Origin of the sequence: Pseudomonas sp. IT-P2 (genome assembly GCF_949767575.1) — a bacterium.
In the GTDB taxonomy this organism is placed as follows: domain Bacteria; phylum Pseudomonadota; class Gammaproteobacteria; order Pseudomonadales; family Pseudomonadaceae; genus Aquipseudomonas; species Aquipseudomonas pharyngis.
Genome location: NZ_CATKQA010000009.1, coordinates 19,012 through 40,083, shown reverse-complemented (window position 1 = coordinate 40,083; position 21,072 = coordinate 19,012). Strand labels below are relative to the sequence as shown.

The 21,072-nt window shown below is 63.0% G+C and carries 17 protein-coding genes; 6 read left to right on the top strand and 11 right to left on the bottom strand.

Translation table 11 applies throughout. From position 1 onward, the window contains the following. Positions 1-22: 22 nt before the first annotated feature. A complete protein-coding gene (gene mnxG, locus ACM6JM_RS06100) occupies positions 23-5,857 on the bottom strand; it encodes a manganese-oxidizing multicopper oxidase MnxG (protein WP_414881461.1) in 5,835 nt (1,944 codons plus the stop codon). A gap of 218 nt (positions 5,858-6,075) precedes the next feature. Then, positions 6,076-6,687 carry a lytic transglycosylase domain-containing protein gene (locus ACM6JM_RS06095; protein WP_064378899.1) on the bottom strand — a complete coding sequence of 204 codons (612 nt, stop codon included), beginning with the start codon at positions 6,685-6,687 and terminating at the stop codon, positions 6,076-6,078. 203 nt (positions 6,688-6,890) lie between these two features. Here ACM6JM_RS06095 and gspG point away from each other — a divergent pair, with 203 nt between their 5' ends. The 3 genes from gspG (at position 6,891) to ACM6JM_RS06080 (ending at position 9,224) form a co-directional block, all read left to right on the top strand. Then, on the top strand, positions 6,891-7,319 hold the full coding sequence (gspG, locus tag ACM6JM_RS06090) for a type II secretion system major pseudopilin GspG (RefSeq protein WP_102688630.1): 429 nt from the start codon (positions 6,891-6,893) through the stop codon (positions 7,317-7,319). 14 nt (positions 7,320-7,333) lie between these two features. Continuing rightward, the gene (locus ACM6JM_RS06085; RefSeq protein WP_007956102.1) at positions 7,334-8,521 is read left to right on the top strand and encodes a type II secretion system F family protein; all 1,188 of its coding nucleotides are present in this window, start codon (positions 7,334-7,336) and stop codon (positions 8,519-8,521) included. 79 nt (positions 8,522-8,600) lie between these two features. Next, positions 8,601-9,224, top strand: coding sequence for a hypothetical protein (locus ACM6JM_RS06080; protein WP_414881460.1), 624 nt, complete (start codon positions 8,601-8,603; stop codon positions 9,222-9,224). Between the two features lie 149 nt (positions 9,225-9,373). On the opposite strand, the gene ACM6JM_RS06075 is transcribed toward ACM6JM_RS06080, so the two are convergent. Then, positions 9,374-10,273: a LysR family transcriptional regulator gene (locus ACM6JM_RS06075; RefSeq protein WP_039773254.1), complete on the bottom strand. Its 900-nt coding sequence runs from the start codon at positions 10,271-10,273 to the stop codon at positions 9,374-9,376. A gap of 160 nt (positions 10,274-10,433) precedes the next feature. Here ACM6JM_RS06075 and ACM6JM_RS06070 point away from each other — a divergent pair, with 160 nt between their 5' ends. Further along, positions 10,434-11,450, top strand: a complete 1,017-nt coding sequence (locus tag ACM6JM_RS06070) for an alpha/beta hydrolase (RefSeq protein ID WP_414881459.1) — start codon at positions 10,434-10,436, stop codon at positions 11,448-11,450. A gap of 63 nt (positions 11,451-11,513) precedes the next feature. Beyond that, entirely contained in the window at positions 11,514-12,941 is a 1,428-nt protein-coding gene (locus ACM6JM_RS06065) for a mechanosensitive ion channel domain-containing protein (RefSeq protein WP_414881458.1), read from the top strand. A 57-nt stretch (positions 12,942-12,998) separates the two neighbouring features. Here ACM6JM_RS06065 and ycaC read toward each other — a convergent pair whose 3' ends face one another. The 7 genes from ycaC to ACM6JM_RS06030 all read right to left on the bottom strand — a co-directional run bounded on the left by ycaC (position 12,999) and on the right by ACM6JM_RS06030 (position 19,526). Further along, a complete protein-coding gene (ycaC, locus tag ACM6JM_RS06060) occupies positions 12,999-13,625 on the bottom strand; it encodes an isochorismate family cysteine hydrolase YcaC (protein WP_039771508.1) in 627 nt (208 codons plus the stop codon). A 70-nt stretch (positions 13,626-13,695) separates the two neighbouring features. After that, positions 13,696-15,534: an amidohydrolase gene (locus tag ACM6JM_RS06055; protein ID WP_011333416.1), complete on the bottom strand. Its 1,839-nt coding sequence runs from the start codon at positions 15,532-15,534 to the stop codon at positions 13,696-13,698. Positions 15,535-15,579: 45 nt separating this feature from the next. Then, positions 15,580-16,206, bottom strand: coding sequence for an antibiotic biosynthesis monooxygenase (locus ACM6JM_RS06050; protein ID WP_039771510.1), 627 nt, complete (start codon positions 16,204-16,206; stop codon positions 15,580-15,582). Beyond that, the gene (locus ACM6JM_RS06045) at positions 16,199-16,615 is read right to left on the bottom strand and encodes a DoxX family protein (RefSeq protein ID WP_085667851.1); all 417 of its coding nucleotides are present in this window, start codon (positions 16,613-16,615) and stop codon (positions 16,199-16,201) included. The genes ACM6JM_RS06050 and ACM6JM_RS06045 overlap by 8 nt, the downstream gene beginning before the upstream one ends. Before the next feature lie 231 nt (positions 16,616-16,846). Further along, complete coding sequence (locus ACM6JM_RS06040) at positions 16,847-17,224, bottom strand: DUF6124 family protein (protein WP_064378892.1); 378 nt, start codon at positions 17,222-17,224, stop codon at positions 16,847-16,849. 349 nt (positions 17,225-17,573) lie between these two features. Then, positions 17,574-18,497 carry a LysR family transcriptional regulator gene (locus tag ACM6JM_RS06035; RefSeq protein ID WP_011333412.1) on the bottom strand — a complete coding sequence of 308 codons (924 nt, stop codon included), beginning with the start codon at positions 18,495-18,497 and terminating at the stop codon, positions 17,574-17,576. A gap of 45 nt (positions 18,498-18,542) precedes the next feature. After that, positions 18,543-19,526 (bottom strand): MBL fold metallo-hydrolase, encoded by a 984-nt coding sequence (locus ACM6JM_RS06030; protein WP_085655185.1) that lies wholly within the window; start codon positions 19,524-19,526, stop codon positions 18,543-18,545. Positions 19,527-19,774: 248 nt separating this feature from the next. On the opposite strand from ACM6JM_RS06030, the gene ACM6JM_RS06025 reads away from it, so the two are divergent. Then, a complete protein-coding gene (locus ACM6JM_RS06025; RefSeq protein WP_039771519.1) occupies positions 19,775-20,176 on the top strand; it encodes a helix-turn-helix domain-containing protein in 402 nt (133 codons plus the stop codon). A 7-nt stretch (positions 20,177-20,183) separates the two neighbouring features. Here ACM6JM_RS06025 and ACM6JM_RS06020 read toward each other — a convergent pair whose 3' ends face one another. Beyond that, entirely contained in the window at positions 20,184-20,753 is a 570-nt protein-coding gene (locus tag ACM6JM_RS06020; protein ID WP_074687715.1) for a flavodoxin family protein, read from the bottom strand. Positions 20,754-21,072: the final 319 nt, after the last annotated feature.

Below are 21,072 nucleotides of genomic sequence, written 5' to 3'. Positions count from 1 at the left end.
CCCACAGGTCGCGCATTGGCACTTACTGAGCAGGCGGCGCCGGCTCCGGCTCATTGGTCACCCGCAGCAATCCCCACAGCCCCGAGGTGTTGCCATAGGCGCCGTAATCGCGGAACAGGTAGTCCCCCGGTATCGCGTTGCTGCCCCCGGCGCTCGGGATCATGAAGCTGAAGTGCGCCGCCGGCAGGATGCTTTCGTGAGCGCCGATGTACATCGACATCGGGTTGTAGCCGAAGCGCACCGAACCCACGCCCGGCGTGCCCATCGGGTAGCCGCCGGTGTCGCTCTTCTCGGCCTGGAACGGGTTGAGCGACCAGACGTGTCCGTCGAGCTGGAACGTCGTGCCGCGACTGCCGCCGCTCGGCATCAGGATGTGCGTACGCAACGGCTGACCCGGTTTGGCGTACAGCACCGGCGTCTGAGGATCGCCGCCCACCAGCGCATTGCTGTAGGCCATGTGCGCGTTGGTCATGTCGCCGTAACCCGCGCCATCGGCATGGCCGAACGGCGCATCCGGGGCGAGGCCGAAGCGATACCACAAAGGTTCGGTCTTGTAGTTGATGGCCATGCTCGAGTTGTCCTGCGGATCGGTCGGCACGCCGAAGCCCTCGGCAGCGATGCCTTCGACCGGCCGGCCATTGGCCCAGCGAGTGTTCAGCGCCTTGTGCCAGACCATCGCGAAGTCGCGGTAAGTCGTCTGCCCCGGAGCGGTGACCGTGGCGTTGACCTTGCGCGCATCGTCGACCCAGGTCGCGCCGATCGGCAGGATGCTCATCGCACCACCCAGGCCTTTTTGCGGTTGCTTGATCACATCCGCCGGGGTGAAGTTCAGGCCACCGAACTCCACGGCAGTGGCGTTGATGTTGTCGACACTGCGCCCCAGTTGCGTGACCGGTTTGCCTTCACGCTCCAGGTGCCCGGCGTAGTACTGATAGGTACGGGTCGGATAGGCGCCGCTGCTGCCCAACCGTGGTGGCACGGTCTGGACCGGGTTGGCGCCGACGTTGGCACCGTCGGACTTGGTGATGTCATAGGCCAGCAGTTGCGCGTGCAGACCCACATGGCTGGACGGCCGCATCAGGTTGTTGCTGAAAGTGGTCGAGCCCAGGCCGCTGTTGCGATCACGTTTGACGATGCCCTGCATCACGGCAGTCTGAGTCAGGTCGGGCATCACGCTCGGCAGCCGGTTTTCCAGGGTGATATTGATGCAGTCCCCGGCCGCTGCGCGCAGCACCAGCGGTTCGACCGGAATGCCGGGTTTGAGCTTGCCGCTGACCGGATCGAGGTCGGATTTGCGCACATACAGGATCGCCGTCGGATCATGCAGCGGCCCGCTCTGGCCACCGATGGTGATGGTCTCGCCGTCCTCCGGATCGGTCACCGTGACCTGCGGGATGCTCACCGTGCGCGAGTTCAGCACCAGGGTGCCGCCCGCCGGATTCAGCGGCCCGCCGACATGCTGACCGAGCCCGGCCGAATCGCCGATGCTCAGGCCCAGCGAGTTGCCGAGGATGTCGTTGGCCAGCGCCGCGACCACTTCATAGTTGCGCTGCACCGTCGGCCGGGTGCCGATGCCGTTGGGGTTGGCGCTGATCCGTGGGCAACTGCCTTCGAAGGCCACGGTGTTGCGCATGCCCGCCGGACTCGGGTTGTTGGGGATGGCGAACAGGTCATTGCGTTTGGCCGTGTAGTTGCGCATCACGCCCCAGATCCCGCTCCAGTAGCCTTCGATCGAAGCGTCCATCGAGTACAGATAGTCACCGGTGGTCGCCGCAGAGCTGGACAGCATCGACACCGGTGCGATGAAGCCCATCTGTTCGGAGATGCCGATCATCTGCGAGGCGCGCCAGCCGGAGTTGGAGCTGTTGCCGAAACCGGAACCGCTCTGCAGCCATTTCACGCCGTGCAGGGTGACGTTGTGCTCTTCTTCGTGTCCGCCGGCATGTACCCGCAGGCGTACGTTGTCACCAGTGTAGGTACGCAGCATCGGGGTGAACGGATCGCCCGGCTCGCTGCCGCCCTTGTTGATGTGCGGCGGGAACAGGGTGGTGCCGCCAGTCGGGCCGGTGGCAGCCGTGACCAGGTTCGGCGCCAGGTTCATCGCCGGGATCGCCCGGTCGGTACGGCTTTGCATGGCGTACGCCAGATCGCCGCCGAGGCCGTCGGCCTGCATGCCGCGCTTGCCGTCCGGGCCGACCTTGTTCGGGTCGTAGACCCGCAGGGCTAGCGGCTCGTTGCGATAGTTGACGACGAACATGCCCGGATCATCCACGGAGATTGCTTGCGGGCAAGGCCGGCTCGGGCAACCCGGCACCTGACCGCCCTGCACTTCCAGCACGCCTTCCAGCAGGGTGCTGGCGTTGTTGCGCACCGGCGGATTGATCGCGTAGCGGAAGCTGTCGGCGGTGGCCGGGAACGCTTGCGGATTGGGCACACCGTTGGGGCCGGCGCCCACGTACACACCGGCTTCATAGGCATGCTGGAAGTCGCTGTATTCGAGGAAGAACTCACGGAAGCTGTCGTTCTTGCCGTCGCCGTCGAGGTCGCCGGTGTTGATCACCGCCTGCCAAGAGGTCGGCCCGCCGTCCTGGCGCGCGCCGCTGTACAGAGGCTCCCCGGTTTCGGCGTGGAACCAGGTGGAACCGGCCGGCTCCGCCAGCACCGTGGCATACAGCCCGATCTGCTGGTGAGTCGATGGGCCGAGGTGGTCGTGGGTGAAGATGGTGCCCAGCCCGCGATCCACGCCCTTGGCGTTGACCACCGGGTCGACGAACCAGCGTTGCATGGCCGTGCGTGCGCCCATCCAGTCACTGCGCCCGAACTGGCCGAAGAACGGATGCGCCTTGGCTTTCGGGCACGCCTGGGTGCCGTCGCGCGGGTCGGTGCCCTCGCACTGGTTGAATTCGCGGATCGCGTGAATGCGTTCCTGAACGGCGCCTGGGGAGAGCACACCGTCCTCGTAGTTCCAGCCGTTGGAGGAGCCGTCGGCAGCCGTCAGATCCCACTTCGGCAAGTGAATGTGCTGGCCGATCACGTCGGTCGGCGTGCGCACCTGATAGTCATCCATCTCGTAGGTGGCGGGCACCAGGTTGGTTTGCTGGTACTGCACGCAGTCGAAGGTGTTCATGCGCATCACCAGCGGCTCTGGCGGACGCTGCTTGGTGATCACCGGCCAGGCGTCTTCCCACAACGCCAGAATCCGGGCTTGCGGGAAGTGATAACCGACTTTGTTGTAGACCGCGTCGAACTGGATGTTGGCGGCCTTGTAGATCCGTGGCCGGTCGGCGGTGAAGGTCGAGGCGCCGACGAAGGACATACCGTCCAGCCGATCGCCGCTGGCGAATTCACCGCTGCCGGCGCTGCTGGTCAGGCGTTTTTGCCGGTCGTCCATGCACGGTTCGTAGTACGGCGCGCCGGCAATCGGCAAGGCGCCGTTGGTGCGGAAGGCCTTGGCCACAATCTGGTTGCCGGGCAGCAAGGCAAAGCTTGGGTGATCCTTTTTCGCGTGGAACGCCATCGCCGCCTGTTCCACTTCGGTGCCCTCTTCGGGCAGGTAAATCGGTTTGGCGCGGGTGACTTCCTTGGAGAAGTCCAGCGAGGTGGTCACGGTGTGCGCCTCGCCTCCGGCCGCCACCCCGTCGAGGGTGTGACGCTGCAAGCCGCCATCCCAGCCGCCGGACTGATTCGGATCGAGGTTGGCCCACAGCGCTTTGCCGCTGGCTTTCAACGATTGCGCGGTGGCGGCGTCGAGCATGTCCAGCGGTGGAGTGGGCGGACGTTGGCCGACCGAACTTTCCATGCCGCCGATCCAGAACGGATAGCCAGGGTTTTTCAGGCTGCCGTCGGCGTTACGGTTGGCCTCGCTGCGATCGACCAGTGCCAGGGAACCGATGGCTTGCGAACCACCGTTGCCGCCGTGGTGTTCGCCGTCGTCATCGCCCTCTTCTTCCTCATCGTCCTCATCGTGGCCGGCGACCAGGGTTTCACCGATTTTCGGCACCACCACCACTTTGCCCGGCATCGGCGCCATGGCTTTGCCGGGCAGCGGCACGACGGCAGGAATCGGCGTGCCGGCGATGATCTCGCCATCCGGCAAGGCGCGGGCACCGGCGGCGGGTTTACCGCTGCGCAGTGCGTAAGGTTCGCTGTGATAACCATCGGCGCCCTGTTGCGAGACTTCCAGCCGGGTGCCTTCCTCGAACACATCGTGCACCCGCCACATCGACCACATGCCCTGGGCGAAATGCGGGTAGAAGTGGCAGTGATAGATCGCATCACCGGCCACCCGGTTGCGGTTGCCGGAGCCACCGTTGGCGATTTCGTAGGTATAGCCGGCGCCTGGACCAATGCCTTGGGCATCGACGTAATCGGAGTTGTCGTCGTTGGGGTTGAACAGCCACTGATGGCCGTGCAGGTGAAAGATGTGCTGTTCGTGGCCGTTGTGGGTGTTGCGGAATTTGACGAAGTCACCGATGTAGCTGTGGTTGACGTTCGATGGCTCCGACGGATACAGGGCCATGGTGGCCTTGACGCCAACCTGATCGGCGCTCGGCGTCTGGCCAGGGGCGATGTTCTCAAGCCCGGTATTGGCCGGCACGTCCACCAGCATCGCCACGTCACCGACGGTGTGCGAGCTGAGGAAGAATTCTTCGTAGGCGCACGACAGGCAGTCGTGCATCGGCCCCACGCCGAGGCGGTTGGCGACCACTTCGGCGCCCATGCCGCCGGAACCGTAGTTGATCATGAACGAGTCGCGGGTCGGCTCCAGCACATGGGCCATGACCGGGTCGGCCCAGTAGGCGGGGAATGCCTGGGTAGCGGCGGTTTCGTCCTGGAACTGCGAGGCGAAATCGCGAAACGGCTCGAGGCGATTGGGGATCGCCGGGTTGCGTTTGCCCACCGATTCCAGCGGATAGGTGCTGGGCGCGAAACTGCCATCGGCATTGCTGCCCATGACGATGGCGTCGCTTTCGCTGGAGATGATTTCGTTGCCGTCGACCATGCTGATGATCGGCGTGCCGGCCTTGCCTTCACGCAGCCACGGTTCGCGCTGCGGGTAGCGGGCCTGGTAATCGACGATGGGGTGACCGGCCGGTGTACGGCCGGTGGTGGCCAGACGCATTTCTTCTTCGGTGAGGGTGTTGCGATAGGTGCGTCCCGATTTCGGCACCACCACGACCTGGCCGAACAGGCCATTGGCGGTGTTGCCGGCCGCGCCCTCCCCGCCGAATGTCGCGCCACGGCTGCTGACGGCAAACGCCCCTTCGCGCTCGGCGTACAGCACGTACGAACGGCTCGCGCCCGGCGGCACCAGGGTGTTGGCGTTACGCCCGGTGTAGGAAGAAATGTCATCGATACTGTTCACCGCTTGCAGGCCGTTGACCTGGAAACCGACATGCCGGTCGGCGACCTGCTCGTCGACCTTGAAGGCATCGGCGCCACCGGGGTTCACGGTGCCCTCCTCGCCTTCAGGCCCTTCGAAGTGCTTGTTCGGGTTGGCCTGGTAATCGAGCAGGTTCTGCAGGTTGATGGTCAGGCAATCACCGGCGGCCACCCGCAGCACCAGCGGCCGTGGACGCTTGTCCGCACGCAGCGATACCTTGCCCGGCACCGCGCTGCCGCCGTAGGCCAGCGAAACGTCATGCTCATCGACGACATCGCGGCGCAGGGCGTACATCATGCCGTTGGCGTTTTGCGCACCGAGGCGGTTGAACATCAGCGGTTGATCGAAGGCGACCACATTGGCCACCAGATTGCGCTCGCAGCGCACGGCGGCGCTGGCCAGTTCGACGCTGAGCATCGAGACCAGCAACAGCAGACAGTTCAACAGGGGCGGAGCGTGGTGAATGCCAACCATGATCGGAAACCTCGTAGTGGGTGCTCACAGGGAACGATTCTCGTTAAAGCCCTGAGAGCAATCCGCATGCCACAAAAAATTGCCTTCCATCTCAATCAGTTACACAGGTCACTTGAGAATGCGGGGGATATTCCCCACCCGTTTCCCCACTTTTCCGGGCCCCTTGGGTTTGCCCCGATAGTGGGGAAAGCCGGGGCTGGATTTAGAAAAAAAAGGCTTTACAACGGCGCATCCACCGCCAGCCCCTGCAAGCGCCGGTACTGACGCAGCACGCTCGGGACATAGCGCTGGGTTTCGGCGAACGGAGGAATCACCCGGCCGCGGCTGAGCACCGCGTCAGGCCCGGCGTTGTAAGCCGCTACGGCCAGAGCAATGTCGTTGTCGAACAGGGTCATCAGACGCTTGAGGTATTTGGCCCCGCCCTGGATGTTGGCTTTGGGGTCGTAGACGTCTTTCACCCCCAGCTCGCGGGCGGTGTCGGGCATCAATTGCATCAATCCGCCGGCGCCCTTGGGCGAGGTGGCGCCGGGGTTGTAGTTGGATTCGGACTTGATCACCGCGTGCAGTAACGCCTCGGGCAGGTGATTGGCACTGGCCGCCGCTGACACCAGCTCGGCGTAAGGCTGGTTGGCGATCAATTGCGGTTGCTGGTCAAGGCTGACCAGGGGCGCATCGGCTTCGCGAATCACCCGCTCGTAAGTGCGTCCGGGACGGTGGACGTTCGACAGCACGTAGCTGCCCTTGGCGTCCATGGAAACGAAGACATCGGCTTGTGCGACACCGACCGACAGCACGCAGCCGAGCAGTCCTGCAGTGAATGAATGGATCATTGGGCCTCCCCTGACAGGCCCCGAAAAATTGGGGGAAATGCCCCACTGACCCGTCGTTGATCAGCCGTACGCAAGCACTGTGCCGACTCTTGAAAAGCCCGTAATACAAGGGCTTCAGCCCGACCACAGAATTTATCGGGGGCTGAGCATGGCAATTGCATAAGCCCTTTCGGCGACACGGCTGCCACTCACGGGAGGTCATCATGAAGCTGCATTTTCGTCCGCGTGCCCAACGCGGTTTCACCCTGCTCGAACTGCTCGTGGTGCTGGTGGTGCTTGGCCTGTTGGCCGGGATCGTCGCGCCCAAATATTTCGCCCAGCTGGGGCGCTCCGAGGTGAAGGTTGCCAAGGCGCAGATCGAAGGCCTGAGCAAGGCGCTGGACCTGTACCGGCTGGAGGTCGGCCATTACCCGTCCACCGAACAGGGCTTGCAGGCGCTGGTGACCGCACCGAGCGACGAAGCCAAATGGACGGGCCCGTACTTGCAGAAAAAACTGCCGCAGGATCCGTGGGGGCGTAACTACACCTACCGCTATCCCGGCGAAAACAGCGAGTACGACCTGCTCTCAATGGGCAAGGACGGCCAGCCCGGCGGCGATGGCGAAAACGCCGAAGTCACCAACTGGCAATAAGCGGAGCACACGGCATGCGATTTCAACTCAAAGCAGTGGGCAAGGCCGGGGTGGTGTCGCTGAGCGTCGAGGCGCCGGGTCAGAGCGAGGCGCGGCGCATTGCCGAGGATCAGGGCTTGCGCGTGGTCAGCCTGCACGCCGAGAGGCACTGGCGTTCGTTGCGCCTGAGCAAGCGTGAAACTTTCAACCTGGTGCTGTTCAGCCAGGAACTGACCACCCTGCTCAACGCCGGCCTGCCGCTGATCGATGCGCTGGAAAGCCTGGCCGAAAAAGAAACCGCCCCCGCCGCCCGCAAAACCTTGAGCGAGCTGGTGCGGCTGCTGTACGAGGGCAAATCCTTCTCCCAGGCGCTCGGCCAGTTGTCGGCGGTGTTCCCGCCGTTGTACGTGGCGCTGGTACAGTCCAGCGAGAAGACCGGCGCGGTCGGCGATGCGCTGGGCCGTTACGTGAGCTATCGCCAGCGCATGGACGAAGTGCGGCAGAAGATCGTCAGCGCCTCGATCTACCCGCTTTTGTTGTTGGTGGTCGGCGGTGGCGTGGTGCTGTTTTTGATGGGCTACGTGGTGCCGCGCTTCAGCCTGGTGTTCGAAGGGCTGGGCTCGAACCTGCCGTGGCTGTCGCAGATCCTGATGAGCAGCGGCATGTTTCTGCACGCCCATCAGGGTGAGTTTTTCGGCCTGTTGGCGACGATCGTCATCGCCCTCGCCGTGCTGCAGAAACAACCGGCGTTTCGCCGTGGGCTGGATCGGCTGGTGGAGAAACTGCCCGCCGTGCACCAGCGGATTTTCATGTATGAGCTGGCGCGGTTTTACCGGTCACTGGGGATTCTGCTGCAAGGCGGGATTCCGCTGGTGACGGCCATGGGCATGGTGCGGGGCCTGCTCACCGTGGCCTCGCGAGCACGCCTGGATCAGGCCTGCGAACGGGTGCGCGAGGGGCAGTCGTTGTCCACTGCGCTGGAGCTCAATCGTCTGGTGACGCCCGTGTCCCTGCGCCTGCTGCGCGCCGGCGAACAGTCCGGCAACCTCGGGCAAATGATGGAACGCAGCGCCGATTTCTACGACGAGGAAATCAGCCGCTGGATCGAGTGGTTCGTGCGTCTGTTCGAGCCGCTGCTCATGACCTTCATCGGCCTGTTGATCGGGGTGATCGTGATCCTGATGTACATCCCGATCTTCGAACTGGCTTCGAGTATCCACTGACCTCGGGAACGGGTCGGATCACACGCAAAAACAAGGCACATCCACGTTCCCAATCAAGACAACAAAGACGGAGAACGATATGCACATTAAAAAGCTCGTGCTCGCAATGTCCATCGGCGCAGTCCTCTCGGCGTCTACCGTACTGATTCCGGACAGCCTGTCCGGGGTGTCGAGTGTTCAGGCCAAGGAAGGGGGAAGTGGTGGTGGAGGAAGCGGCGGTGGCGGCGGCGGTGGAAACGGTGGGGGGGGCGGCGGTAATGGAGGGGGCGGTAGCGGAGGCGGTGGTGGCGGTAATGGAGGCGGCGGCAGCGGTGGCGGTGGTGGCGGTAATGGCGGGGGCGGCAGCGGTGGCAATGGTGGTGGTCACGGCGGCAGCGGCGGTGGCGGCAACAGTGGCAGTGGCGGTGGTGGCAACAGTGGCCACAGTGGCAGTGACCACGGCTCGGGACATTCCGGCAACACGGCGTCATCCGGTCGCAGCGGCACGCATTCTGAACCCGGCGACGACCATGGTGTGCATCGGTCCGGAGAGATCGGTGATGACCACGGCGTGCATCGCGCTGGTGAAATCGGCGATGACCATGGTGTACACCGCGCTGGTGAAATCGGTGACGACCATGGCGTACATCGCGCTGGCGAGATCGGTGATGACCGTGGCGTACACGTTGGCGGCGAGCCTGGCGATGACAAGCGCGCCAACTGAACCGAACTGAAAGCACCGCAATCCCTGTGGGAGCTGGCTTGCCAGCGATGAGGCCTGGTCAGTTAAAGCATCACTAACTGACCCACCGCTATCGCGGGCAAGCCCGACTCACACAGGGCTCATCGGTGCCCACCAGTTCACCGCAAAACCTAGAGAGCGACATGATTCTGATCCAGCCGCTCACGCAAAAACTCGATCAACGCCTGCACCGGCCGCGATGCCTGACGATGCTGCGGGTACACCGCCGACAGGGTCAGCGGTTCCGGCCGAAACTCGTCCAACACCGGCACCAGCCGTCCATCCTTCAGCGCCGCGCCGACAATGAACGTCGGCAGATAGGTAATCCCCATCCCCGCCACCGCCGCATCCCGCAGCAACTCACCGTTGTTGACGCGCATCCGCCCGGTGACATTCACCAGCAGCGGCTTGCCCTGCCCCGCATTGAACCGCCACTGCACCGAACGCCCGTGGCCGTAAGGCAGACAGTCGTGGCCAAGCAGATCTTCCGGTTTGACCGGCGTACCGCGTTCGGCCAGATACCCAGGACTGGCGCAATACACTCGCTCGATTGACGCGATGCGTCGGGCGATCAGGGTCGAGTCTTCCAGTACGCCGATACGCAGCGCCAGGTCGTAACCCTCGCCCAGCAGATCCACCGGCCGGTCGCTCAAGTCCACCTCCACCGTGACCTCGCGATAACGCTGCAGAAACGGCGGCAGCAGACAGCCCAGATGGGCCAGCGCAAACGACAGCGGCGCACTCACGCGAATCGCCCCGCGCGGCTCGGCGGTCTGCCCGGCGATGCCCTGCTCCACCGACTCCACTTCACCGAGCAGGCGCAGCGCCGATTCGTAATAGCTCTGGCCCAGCGGCGTCACGTCCAGGCGCCGGGTCGAGCGGTTGAGCAATCGCACGCCGAGGCGCTCCTCCAGTTGCATCAACCGACGGCTGACGAACTGCTTGGACAGGCCCAACTGATCGGCCGCCGCCGTGAAGCTGCCGGAGTCCATGACCTGGCAAAAAATACGCATGTCTTCGAACGGGTTCATTGTCACTCTCTGGTGGACAGTTAAACGCTTTATAGCCGCTTTTTCACTTTCCGGCACCTCATTAATCTGTGCTCACGGTGTTGCTGAGGCCTGAAGCCCAGCGCCACAGCAGCCCGATCCCAAGGCATAAAAACTCAAACGACTTAAAAAGGATTTGCACATGAACATCAAGAAAACCCTCGCCGCTTCCCTCCTCGCCCTGTCCATCGGCAACGCCTTCGCCGCCGAAAGCACTGGCGTCGAACACAACACTCAGGCCTTCCTCGACGCCCTCGCCGCCGGCGGTGGCAAACCACTTGAACAACTGAGCCCGAAAGACGCCCGTGCGGTGCTGACCGGCGCCCAGGCTTCGGTGAAGGTTGATCTGTCCGGCGTTCAAGTCAGCGACAAGGCGATCAAGGTCGACGGCCAGACGATCAACCTGAAAGTGGTGCGTCCGGCCAAGGTCAAACGCGAGCTGCCGGTGTTCATGTTCTTCCACGGTGGCGGCTGGGTGCTGGGCGACTTCCCGACGCACCAACGCCTGATCCGTGATCTGGTGGTGGGTTCTGGCGCAGTCGCGGTGTACGTCGATTACACGCCGTCGCCGGAAGCGCAGTACCCGACCGCGATCAATCAGGCTTACGCCGCAACCAAATGGGTCGCCGAGCACGGCAAGCAAATCGGTGTCGACGGCAAGCGTCTGGCGGTGGCCGGTAACAGCGTCGGCGGCAACATGGCAGCGGTCGTGGCGTTGATGGCCAAGGAACAGAAAACCCCGGCCCTGCGCTTCCAGTTGCTGATGTGGCCGGTGACCAACGCCGGGTTCGATAACGGCTCGTACCAGCAATTCGCCGAAGGCCACTTCCTGACCAAAGGCATGATGCAGTGGTTCTGGGACAACTACACCACCAACCCGGCCGAGCGTGCGCAGATCCATGCCTCGCCGCTCAACGCCAGCGCCGAACAGCTCAAGGGCCTGCCCGCCGCACTGGTGCAGACCGCCGAGTTCGACGTGCTGCGTGATGAAGGCGAAGGCTACGCCCGCCACCTCGACGCGGCTGGCGTGCCGGTGACCTCGGTGCGCTACAACGGGATGATTCACGACTTCGGCCTGCTCAACCCGCTGAACGGGATTCCTGAAGTCAAAGCCGCCGTGCGCCAGGCCGCGGCAGAACTCAAGACCCACCTGAACTGAGTGCAACCCCTCGCCACACCTTCGGGTGTGGCGTTTTCTTTTGTGCCCGCCGGAGTTCGACTCATGAGTCTTTTTTCTGCCCACCTGCTGTCCTGGAGCGCCCTGCTGCTGGTGCTCGACACCTTGCTCTGGCATCTCGTGCCGTTCAAGCATCGCGCGCAACGGGTCGCTGTGCGACTGGTGCTGTTTCTGGGCTTCAACGCACTGGCCATCAACGCGGGTGTCAGCCCGTTGCAGGCGCCGCTGTTTGCCGACGACCCGGTGACGCAACTCGGGGCGACGGCGCTGGGGATTCTCTGGTGGCTGTACGCCGCGCGGGTGCTGACCGAAGTCATCGGCCTGATCCTGATGCGCCGCATCGGCCACAGCGGCCGCCTGCTGCAGGACGTGATCGGTGCGCTGGTGTTTCTGGCGGCCATCGTCGCGGCGGCCGGTTATGTGTTGGATCTGCCGGTCAAAGGCCTGCTCGCGACCTCCGGCGTGGTGGCGATCGTCATCGGTCTGGCGCTGCAAAGCACCTTGGCCGATGTGTTTTCCGGCATCGTGCTCAACACCACCAAGCCGTATCAGGTGGATGATCTGGTGGTCATCGACGGCGTCGAGGGCAAGGTGCTCGACATCAACTGGCGCGCCACGCACCTGCTGTCCAGCAGTGGCACTCTGGCCGTGGTGCCGAACTCGGTGGCGGCCAAGGCCAAGATCGTCAACCTCAGCCGGCCGAACAACCTGCACGGCGTGTCGATCAGCATCAAGGTGCCGAACCACATCCGCCCGCGCCGGGTGCTCGACGCCCTCGACCGCACGCTGCAAGGCAGCAGCAGTTTGTTGTTGTCGCCAGCGCCGAAAGCGGTGCTGAAAGAGGCCGGCGAAGAAATGTCGGAATACGTGGCCAGCGGATTCATCGCCGAACTGGGCAAGAAAAGCGAGGTGCGCAATCAATTGTTCGACCTCGCCCACCGGCACCTTGAAGCGGCTGGCATTTCGCGGCATCCGGATGGCGTGATCGAACCTTCTACCCGCGCTCGCGCGTTGCTCGATGAAGTGAAAATCTTCCGCTCGCTGAGCCACGAGGAACGCGATCGCCTCGCCGAATCGATGGTCGCGCAGCAGTACAGCGCCGGGCAGGTAGTGCTCAATCTGGAGGAAGTCCCGGACAGCCTGTTCGTCATCGCCACCGGCGTGGTCAGCGCCAGCGTGCCGGACGGCAGCGGCTTCACCGAGGCCGGGCGCATGGGGCCGAGTGAGGTCATGGGCGAACAGAGCATTCTGGCCGACACGCCTTCGCAGGCGACGTTCACGGCGCTGACGTCGTCGATCATTTATCGCCTCGACAAGAACCTGACCCGCCAGTGCATGGAACAACGCAGTGAAGTGGGTCAGGCGTTGAACAAGTTGCAGGCGGTACGGCAGCAGAACAGTCGGTTGGCGCTGATGGCCAAGCCTGTACCGGTTCGCAAGGGTGGGTTTTTGGGGTGGTTGCAAAAGCGCTGAGCCCTTTGCTACAGACGAAAAAATGCCCGCTCTTCAGCGGGCATTTTGTTCAGCCAATTACTGGGCCGTGAACTTGGTATAGCTGTTGATCAGGTTGCGATAGTTAGGCAGACGCTGCGACAGCAGATTCGCCAGGCCTTCCATGTCATTGCGCCAGTCGACTTGCAGCTCACAAGCCACAGCGAACCAGTTCAGCAGGTGTGCACCGGCAGCCGACATGCGCGCCCACGCCGCTTGTTGCACGGTGGTGTTGAAGGTGCCGGAAGCGTCGGTGACCACGAACACTTCAAAACCTTCGGCAATGGCCGACAGGGTCGGGAACGCCACGCACACGTCAGTCACCACACCGGCGATGATCAGTTGCTTGCGGCCGGTAGCCTTGATGGCCTTGACGAAGTCTTCGTTGTCCCAGGCGTTGATCTGGCCTGGACGGGCAATGAACGGCGCGTCCGGGAATTGCTCTTTCAGCTCAGGCACGATCGGGCCGTTCGGGCCGGAATCGAAGCTGGTGGTGAGGATGGTTGGCAGGTTGAAGAACTTGGCGATGTCGCCCAGTGCCAGCACGTTGTTCTTGAACTCGTTCGGCGAGAAATCCTGTACCAGCGAGATCAGACCGGTCTGGTGGTCGACCAACAGCACAACGGCATCGTCTTTGTTCAGGCGGCTGTAAGGAACGTTGCTCATGTGAAACTCCTCGATGGATGGTTATTGCGGGGAGCGCCGCTCACACAGAGCGACGCTTTTTTCAATAGGATCAGAACGCGAAGCAGGAGCAGCCGAACGCGCCCCAGAAACCGGCGAAATCGCTGACCGGCGCATTCGACATCCGCGCTTTTTCGTGGCTGTGGGTATGCACTGCGCACGGGCCGCTGCACTGGTGCACCTGGGCCTGCAAGGGCGAATTCGGGCGCCAGTGGCCCGGGACTTTCACCACCGGCGACCAGTCCGGCAGCACCGGCAGCGAACGTGGGCCAAGGTCTTCGAAGTCGCCGGCGGCGTACACGATCTTGCCGCCAACCACCGTCATGACCGACTCGATCCACTTGATCGCTTCTTCTTCGACACTGAAGAAGTCCGCGCTCAGCGCTGCCAGGTCCGCCAGTTGCCCGACCTTGATCTGGCCTTTCTTGCCCTGCTCGGACGAGAACCAGGCGCTGCCATGGGTGAACAGTTCCAGCGCGGTGCTGCGTGGCAACCCTTCTTCGTACAGCGCCAGACCGCCAACGGTGCGACCGCTGACCATCCAGTACAGCGAAGTCCACGGGTTGTAGCTCGACACCCGGGTGGCATCGGTGCCCGCGCCGACCGGTACGCCTTCGGCGAGCATGCGCTTGATCGGTGGGGTGGCTTCGGCGGCTTGTTTGCCGTAACGGTCAACGAAGTATTCGCCCTGGAACGCCATGCGATCCTGAATCGCGATGCCGCCGCCCAGTGCCCTCACCCGCTCGATGTTCTGCGGGGTGATGGTTTCGGCGTGGTCGAAGAACCACGGCAGACCGTTGAACGGAATGTCGCGGTTGACCTTCTCGAACACATCCAGCATGCGGCTGATCGATTCGTTGTAGGTGGCGTGCAGACGGAACGGCCAACGCTGCTCGACCAGATGGCGCACCACCGGCTCCAGCTCCTGTTCCATGGTCTGCGGCAGGTCCGGGCGCGGCTCGAGGAAGTCTTCGAAGTCCGCTGCCGAGAACACCAGCATCTCGCCGGCGCCGTTGTGGCGCAGGAAGTCATCGCCCTGATGCAACTTGACGCTGCCGGTCCAGTTCTGGAAGTCGGTCAGCTCTTCTTTCGGCTTCTGGGTGAACAGGTTGTAGGCGATGCGCACGGTCAGCTGGTCGTCTTTGGCCAGTTGTTCGATCACCTGATAATCGTCCGGGTAGTTCTGGAAACCGCCGCCGGCATCGATGGCGCTGGTCAGGCCGAGGCGATTGAGTTCGCGCATGAACTGGCGGGTCGAGTTGACCTGATATTCCAGCGGCAACTTTGGCCCCTTGGCCAGCGTCGAGTACAGAATCATCGCGTTCGGCCGCGCCACCAGCATGCCGGTCGGGTTGCCGTTGGCATCGCGCACGATCTCTCCGCCCGGCGGGTTTGGCGTGTCACGGGTGTAGCCAGCGACGCGCAACGCAGCGCGGTTGAGCAACGCACGGTCGTACAGGTGCAGGATGAATACCGGGGTGTCCGGCGCGGCCTGGTTGATTTCTTCGAGGGTCGGCATGCGTTTTTCGGCGAACTGGAATTCGTTCCAGCCACCGACCACGCGCACCCATTGCGGAGTCGGCGTGCGGTCGGCCTGATCCTTGAGCATGCGCAGCGCATCGGCGAGCGACGGCACGCCTTCCCAGCGCAGTTCGAGGTTGTAGTTCAAGCCGCCACGGATCAGGTGCAAGTGCGAGTCGTTGAGACCGGGAATCACGCAGCGGCCCTTGAGGTCGACCACTTGAGTGCCGGCGCCCTTGAGGGCCATCGCCTCGGCATCGTTACCGACGGCGACGAAACGACCGTCCTTGATCGCCACGGCACTGGCGAGGGGTTTTTCGCGGTCTACCGTATGAAATTGGCCATTGAACAGAATCAGATCGGCGTTCATCGCAGTTCCTTCGAGATAAGTGAAACGGAGCCCGGACCCGCCGCTTCAGCGCGGCGGATTGGCATTGGATTCGAGGTGTTTGTGTGACTGACCGGCTTCCAGCCACGGCGCGAACAAACGGGTCACGGGCGGCATGAACACGTAGACCACCGACACCACGATGGTCAGGGTGATCAGGAACGTGGCGACCACGTAGTTGGAGAGAAAGGCATTGAGTTGCAGCAGCGGCCCCCAGATCAGCGGCACCAGCAAGGTGTGCGGCAGGATCACCAGCAGCGTCACTACAGCCTGCTTCCAGCGCGGTGGCGGTGAGCCGGCCTCGGCCAGCGGCGTGAACCAGAATTCGTTGGCCGCATTGACTTCGGTCTGGTCGCCGTCGGCGAGCATCGGCGCGGCTTCGTCGATCAGCTTCTGACGCTGCGGCGAATCGAGCCAGCGCTGCATCGCCTCGGTCGAGCAATAACGCAGCACGCAGGTGAACAGTGCGAGCCCGCCCTGCTGGCTGCGCATCACGTCCACGCCCAAGTGCCCTTCTTCGCGCCCCGCCACGCTGACGATGTTGCGCAGCCAGGCTTCGTAAGGCTGCTCGAAACCGGCCTTGACCCGGTGCTTGACGATCAGCGTCACGGTTTCTTCGGGTCCCGGTTTTTTCAGGGTCTGGGCATCAGGCATAACGGAGTACTCCGGGCAAACGAACATTGAGCGCCAGCCGTCCGGGCCCGGCGATCAGAACAGTGGTGAAGAGGATCAACAGCAACCAGCCGAACTGCCCTTCGGCCACACTCCATTGCGGATGCACAAGCAGCAGCGCCACCAGCAGCACAAAGAGAATAGGCAAGCACGCCAGACGCGCCAGCACCCCGGCGACGATCAGTAGCGGGCAGAGGACTTCGGCGAAGATCGCCAGAATCAAAGTGAGATGGGCCCCGAGGTGAAACGGATCTTCGATCTGTTGCAGCTGCGCGGTGAAGTCCAACAGCTTGGGCAAGCCGTGGACGAACAGCAGAAACAATCCGCCGGCGACCCGCAGAAACAGCAGGCCGAGATCTTGCGCCTGGTCATTGCGTTGTACAGCGTTCATGGGCCCACCCTTGATCAATCATTGCAGGGAATAGTGCAATGATTGACCGGGGGGAAATTGGATGGGTGTGCTCTCTTTTTTGAGAGCACCGTCGGTCGTTCCCACGCTCTGCGTGGGAATGCCTCAATGGACGCTCTGCGTCCGCTCTTTGGGACGCGGAGCGTCCCGGGCTGCATTCCCACGCAGAGCGTGGGAACGATCAGGTGAGCAGTCGATCAGTCGATCAGTCGATCAAGCTACAGCGGGCGCCTCAGCCTTCAGTTCCAGATTATCCAGCACTCGATTCACCGCCAGCTCCCCCAGCATGATCAATTGCGCAATCCCCAACAGCACATGCCGCTGCGGGCCGTCCACCAGCCCGGCGAAGTCATTGGCCATGACCTTGGCCGAGGTCAGGGTTTCGCAGGCGTCGGCCAGCAGTTCTTCGCTGTCGATGCCGGGGGCGATGAGGTAGCGGGTGTTGGGTTTGAGCAGCGGTTTTCTGGGGAGCAGCGGATTGAGGTAGTGGTCGAGGGCGCGCTCGGCGGCTTCGTGGAATTTCTTGGAATCGAGGGTTTCGTAGGGCGAAGTGGGGTCGGTTTCAGGCGGGTTTGGCGTTGGTTTGATCATGGATAAAGCCTCTAGAGTAGTGGAGGCGCCACGCTTCGCTGCTAAACGAAAGAGGTGGCGGCCGTACGCGGGTTAGCAGACCAGGACTCTAGAACCCGGCGCACCGAAGTGCCCCACGCAAAGCCGCCATAACGTGGACGGTCAGGCGTAAGCCTGATCACGAACGAAGGGCATTGTGCGTCTAGAGTAGATCCGGGCTGCTAAACCCGATCGCTGCTTTTCAGCGACCGGCGAACAATAGAACCCGCCCCAGAGGCGCACAAGCCGGCGGATTCTGGCGTACACGTAGGCAAAGGCGCAAGGCGTTGTGGCTTACCGGAAGTAACGCTAAACACCTTTCAACACCGCGCTAAACCGCCGGAATATCCAGCGTCACCGACATGAACTGACTGATCCGCGAACGCAGCCATTTCTCTGCCGGGTCGTTGTCATGCACCCCGCTCCAGGCCATGGACAGTTGCGCCGCATCAATCGGAAACGGCGGATCTTCAGCCCGCAACGCACAGCCTTCGACCAACGCACACGCCGCGTAATCCGGCACGGTGGCGATCATCTCGGTGCCCGCCAGCAGCGCGCGCAATCCGCTGAACTGCGGCACACCAAGCACCACACGGCGGCTGCGGCCAACCTTGGCCAGGTCCATGTCGATGTTGCCGCTCAGGTCTCCGGAGAACGACACCATCGCGTGCGGGCGCTCGCAATACTCGTCAAGCGTGAGCGGGCCCGGACGATTGTCGCCACGCAGGACCTTGCAGGGAATGTCACGCAATTTCTTGCGCTTGGCGTTGGCCGGCAGATCGGTGGTGTAACTGACGCCGACGGAGATCTCCCCCGATGCCAGCAACCCCGGCATCAGCAGGTAATTGGCTCGACGTACCACCACGACAATCCCCGGCGCTTCTTCCTGCAATTGGCGCAGCAGCGGCGGGAACAGACCGAATTCGGCATCGTCCGACAAGCCGATGCGAAACACGTCGCAACTGGTCGCCGGATCGAATTCCTTGGCCCGGCTGACCGCGCCGGAAATCACGTCCATCGCCGGTTGCAGCTCCTGGAGAATCGCCAGCGCCCGCGCCGTCGGCTCCATGCCCCGGCCATTGCGCAGCAACAGCGGATCATCGAACAGATCGCGCAGACGCCCTAGCGCCGCGCTCACCGCCGGTTGGCCCATGAACAGTTTTTCGGCGACGCGGGTCAGGTTCTTTTCGAACATCAGCGCTTCGAAAATCACCAGCAGGTTCATGTCGACGCGGCGCAGATCGTTACGGTTCATGGGGCACGTTTTCCTTGTTTTAGCCTGACGTGAAAGGTGGGAACTTTACTCGATCAGCGGCACTTTGGCCGCGCGTTTGTAGGGGCCGTATTCGACCGGCACCCACTGGAAGTGCTTGTCGACCGCCGTGATGTGGCCGATGCCCGGGAATGGCAAGTGCGCGGCCGTGACCCAGGTCTTGCTGGCCGCCGCTGCACTGAACACGGCGTTACGACTCTTGATCGCCTGCTGACCGTTGACGTCGAAGCGGATCGACACCTCCGGATGATCGAACTGCACCGCCAGGTTATGCACCAGATCGCCCATGAACACGATGCTCTGGTTCTGCGAAGTGAAGCGGTAGGTGGTGCTGCCCGGCGTGTGCCCGGCTTCCAGTGTGGCTTCGACCACACCCGGCAAAGGCGACTGGCCCTCTGCGAACGTCTTGAAGCGCCCGGCCGCCACGTAAGGCGCAGTGGAATCCTGGGCGATCTTGAAAAACTCCCGGGCACCGGCCGGCGCCTTGGCCTCGGCCTGCGGATCGAGCCAGTAATCGGCTTCGGCCTTGGCTGCATAAACCGTGGCATTGGCAAAGATCGGCCGTTGCTGGCCGTCGACCAGCCCACAGACGTGATCCAGGTGCAGGTGCGTCAGCAGAATCGCGTCGACCTGCTCAGGCTTGTAACCCGCTGCCTGCATGTTCGCCGAGAGCTGGCCGGCGGTGGCGCCGATGCACTGGCCCGCGCCGGTATCCACGAGAATCAGTTGTTTGCCGGTGTTGACCAGGAAGGCATTGAACGCGGTCTGCACGCCCGGCGTTTCAATCGAGCGCCGGGCCAGCAGCGCGCGAATCTGGCTTTGACTCATGCCCTGCAACAGCTTCGGCGACAAATCGTTGTAGCCGTCGAACAGCGCCGTCACCTCGTAATCGCCCAGCGCCAGCCGGAAATAACCCGGCGCCTGCGTGCCGACCTGCGGTGCCTGCGCCATGGCGCTGGACATCACACCGACCAACGCCAAGCCGATTACGCCGCGTACCAAATCTTTCATATGCATCCCCTCGCCCGAGCCCGATTCTGCGGCCCCTTATGGCCCGCCCCCAATCTTCGCCATCCTGCCCGGTTCCCCTCATGGCGACTTGCAACGGTGTGCTGAGTTGCAGCCGACGGTGGAATTAACAACGTTTAACTCGTCAGCACTCGCCCTTCACCAAACAATGAATCCCTCTGCGCAGCGTTGTTTTTTTGACCTGAGGGAAAGCGCTGACCGTGCGTTCCCCCCCGACACGGACCTAGGCCATGGCTCACTTACAGCAAACCGTCGCCCTCGCCCCTGCCAGCGAACACCGCAAATCCAGCACCGGCGGCCTCAGCCCGCAACGGGAACGCCTGGTGAAACAACTGATCCTCGAACGCCTCGGCGACAGCCTTGAAGTCACCGAACTGGCCAGCGCCTGCTCACTGTCACGCAGTCATTTTTCCCGGGCGTTCAAATGCAGTACCGGGTACTCGCCGCAAGACTGGATCCGTACCCAGCGCATTGCCCGTGCCAAGCTGTTGATCCAGCAGACCAACCACAGCCTCACGCAGATCAGCCTGGAATGCGGCTTCTGCGATCAGGCGCACTTCTGCCACATCTTCACCCGCAGCGAAGGGATCAATCCGTTTGCGTGGCGTTGTCAGGTCATGAAAAACCGCTGAGGCGGTTTCATCCGCGAGCCATCCGCTGCGCCAGTCGCGCCACCCGCTCGCCCAGGTGCGCGGCGGTTTGTTGGTCTTCCAGCGGCGGTGCGTGTTCGGGCGGTTGTTCGACACTGGATTGGGACATCGCACCGAGGGAGCTGCCGAGGCGATTCAATTGACCGTCGAAAACACCTTGGCACGCACGCGCCGGCAACAGATCGAGCCCGACCCAGATCATCGAATGCTGGGCCGCAAACACCGCCATTTGCAGCAGGGTATTGAGCTTGTCGCCGCACAGGCTGCCGGAATTGGTGAAGCCCGCCGCGAGCTTGTCGCGCCACGGCCGGGCGAGATAGAACGAGGCCGTGGCCTCCATGAATTGCTTGAACGCCGCCGACGCGCTGCCCATGTAGGTCGGCGCGCCGAAAATGATGGCGTCGGCGCGGTGCAAGTCATCCCAGTGGGCTTCCACGTCTTCCACGGCCAGCAACAGGCAGGTGCTGCCCAGGTGGCGTTCCACACCTTGGGCCACAGCCTGGGCAATGACGCGGGTATGCCCGTAGCCACTGTGATAGACCACCACCACCTTGCTCATCGCAGCGTCCTCCGGACGTATGCATTCCATTGCCCCGCAGTTTTGGCTCTGAAGCCGGCACGGACGAGTTAATCGTTGTTAATTCTCCCCGGCTGTCGGGTCAGCGGGCACGGTTTCCACCCTTTAAATACAGTGGTGACGGCACTGGAGGCCGAGCGATTCCCGGACGCGCGCCCAACGTGCACATTGCGCTGGCGCCAAATCCTGAGGAATATGCCCGGATACTGCGGTTCAGACGGCTTGCGTGCCCCTCAAGTCGCCATCCGCCCTGCCCGTCACGGACTCTTCACCGAGGCGGACCAGGATCATAAAAAACGTC

Excerpts from the sequence above, each read along its gene's own strand:
- mnxG (WP_414881461.1), bottom strand. The coding sequence starts at position 5,857 with ATGGTTGGCATTCACCACGCTCCGCCCCTGTTGAACTGTCTGCTGTTG.
- ACM6JM_RS06095 (WP_064378899.1), bottom strand. The coding sequence starts at position 6,687 with ATGATCCATTCATTCACTGCAGGACTGCTCGGCTGCGTGCTGTCGGTC.
- gspG (WP_102688630.1), top strand. The coding sequence starts at position 6,891 with ATGAAGCTGCATTTTCGTCCGCGTGCCCAACGCGGTTTCACCCTGCTC.
- ACM6JM_RS06085 (WP_007956102.1), top strand. The coding sequence starts at position 7,334 with ATGCGATTTCAACTCAAAGCAGTGGGCAAGGCCGGGGTGGTGTCGCTG.
- ACM6JM_RS06080 (WP_414881460.1), top strand. The coding sequence starts at position 8,601 with ATGCACATTAAAAAGCTCGTGCTCGCAATGTCCATCGGCGCAGTCCTC.
- ACM6JM_RS06075 (WP_039773254.1), bottom strand. The coding sequence starts at position 10,273 with ATGAACCCGTTCGAAGACATGCGTATTTTTTGCCAGGTCATGGACTCC.
- ACM6JM_RS06070 (WP_414881459.1), top strand. The coding sequence starts at position 10,434 with ATGAACATCAAGAAAACCCTCGCCGCTTCCCTCCTCGCCCTGTCCATC.
- ACM6JM_RS06065 (WP_414881458.1), top strand. The coding sequence starts at position 11,514 with ATGAGTCTTTTTTCTGCCCACCTGCTGTCCTGGAGCGCCCTGCTGCTG.
- ycaC (WP_039771508.1), bottom strand. The coding sequence starts at position 13,625 with ATGAGCAACGTTCCTTACAGCCGCCTGAACAAAGACGATGCCGTTGTG.
- ACM6JM_RS06055 (WP_011333416.1), bottom strand. The coding sequence starts at position 15,534 with ATGAACGCCGATCTGATTCTGTTCAATGGCCAATTTCATACGGTAGAC.
- ACM6JM_RS06050 (WP_039771510.1), bottom strand. The coding sequence starts at position 16,206 with ATGCCTGATGCCCAGACCCTGAAAAAACCGGGACCCGAAGAAACCGTG.
- ACM6JM_RS06045 (WP_085667851.1), bottom strand. The coding sequence starts at position 16,615 with ATGAACGCTGTACAACGCAATGACCAGGCGCAAGATCTCGGCCTGCTG.
- ACM6JM_RS06040 (WP_064378892.1), bottom strand. The coding sequence starts at position 17,224 with ATGATCAAACCAACGCCAAACCCGCCTGAAACCGACCCCACTTCGCCC.
- ACM6JM_RS06035 (WP_011333412.1), bottom strand. The coding sequence starts at position 18,497 with ATGAACCGTAACGATCTGCGCCGCGTCGACATGAACCTGCTGGTGATT.
- ACM6JM_RS06030 (WP_085655185.1), bottom strand. The coding sequence starts at position 19,526 with ATGAAAGATTTGGTACGCGGCGTAATCGGCTTGGCGTTGGTCGGTGTG.
- ACM6JM_RS06025 (WP_039771519.1), top strand. The coding sequence starts at position 19,775 with ATGGCTCACTTACAGCAAACCGTCGCCCTCGCCCCTGCCAGCGAACAC.
- ACM6JM_RS06020 (WP_074687715.1), bottom strand. The coding sequence starts at position 20,753 with ATGAGCAAGGTGGTGGTGGTCTATCACAGTGGCTACGGGCATACCCGC.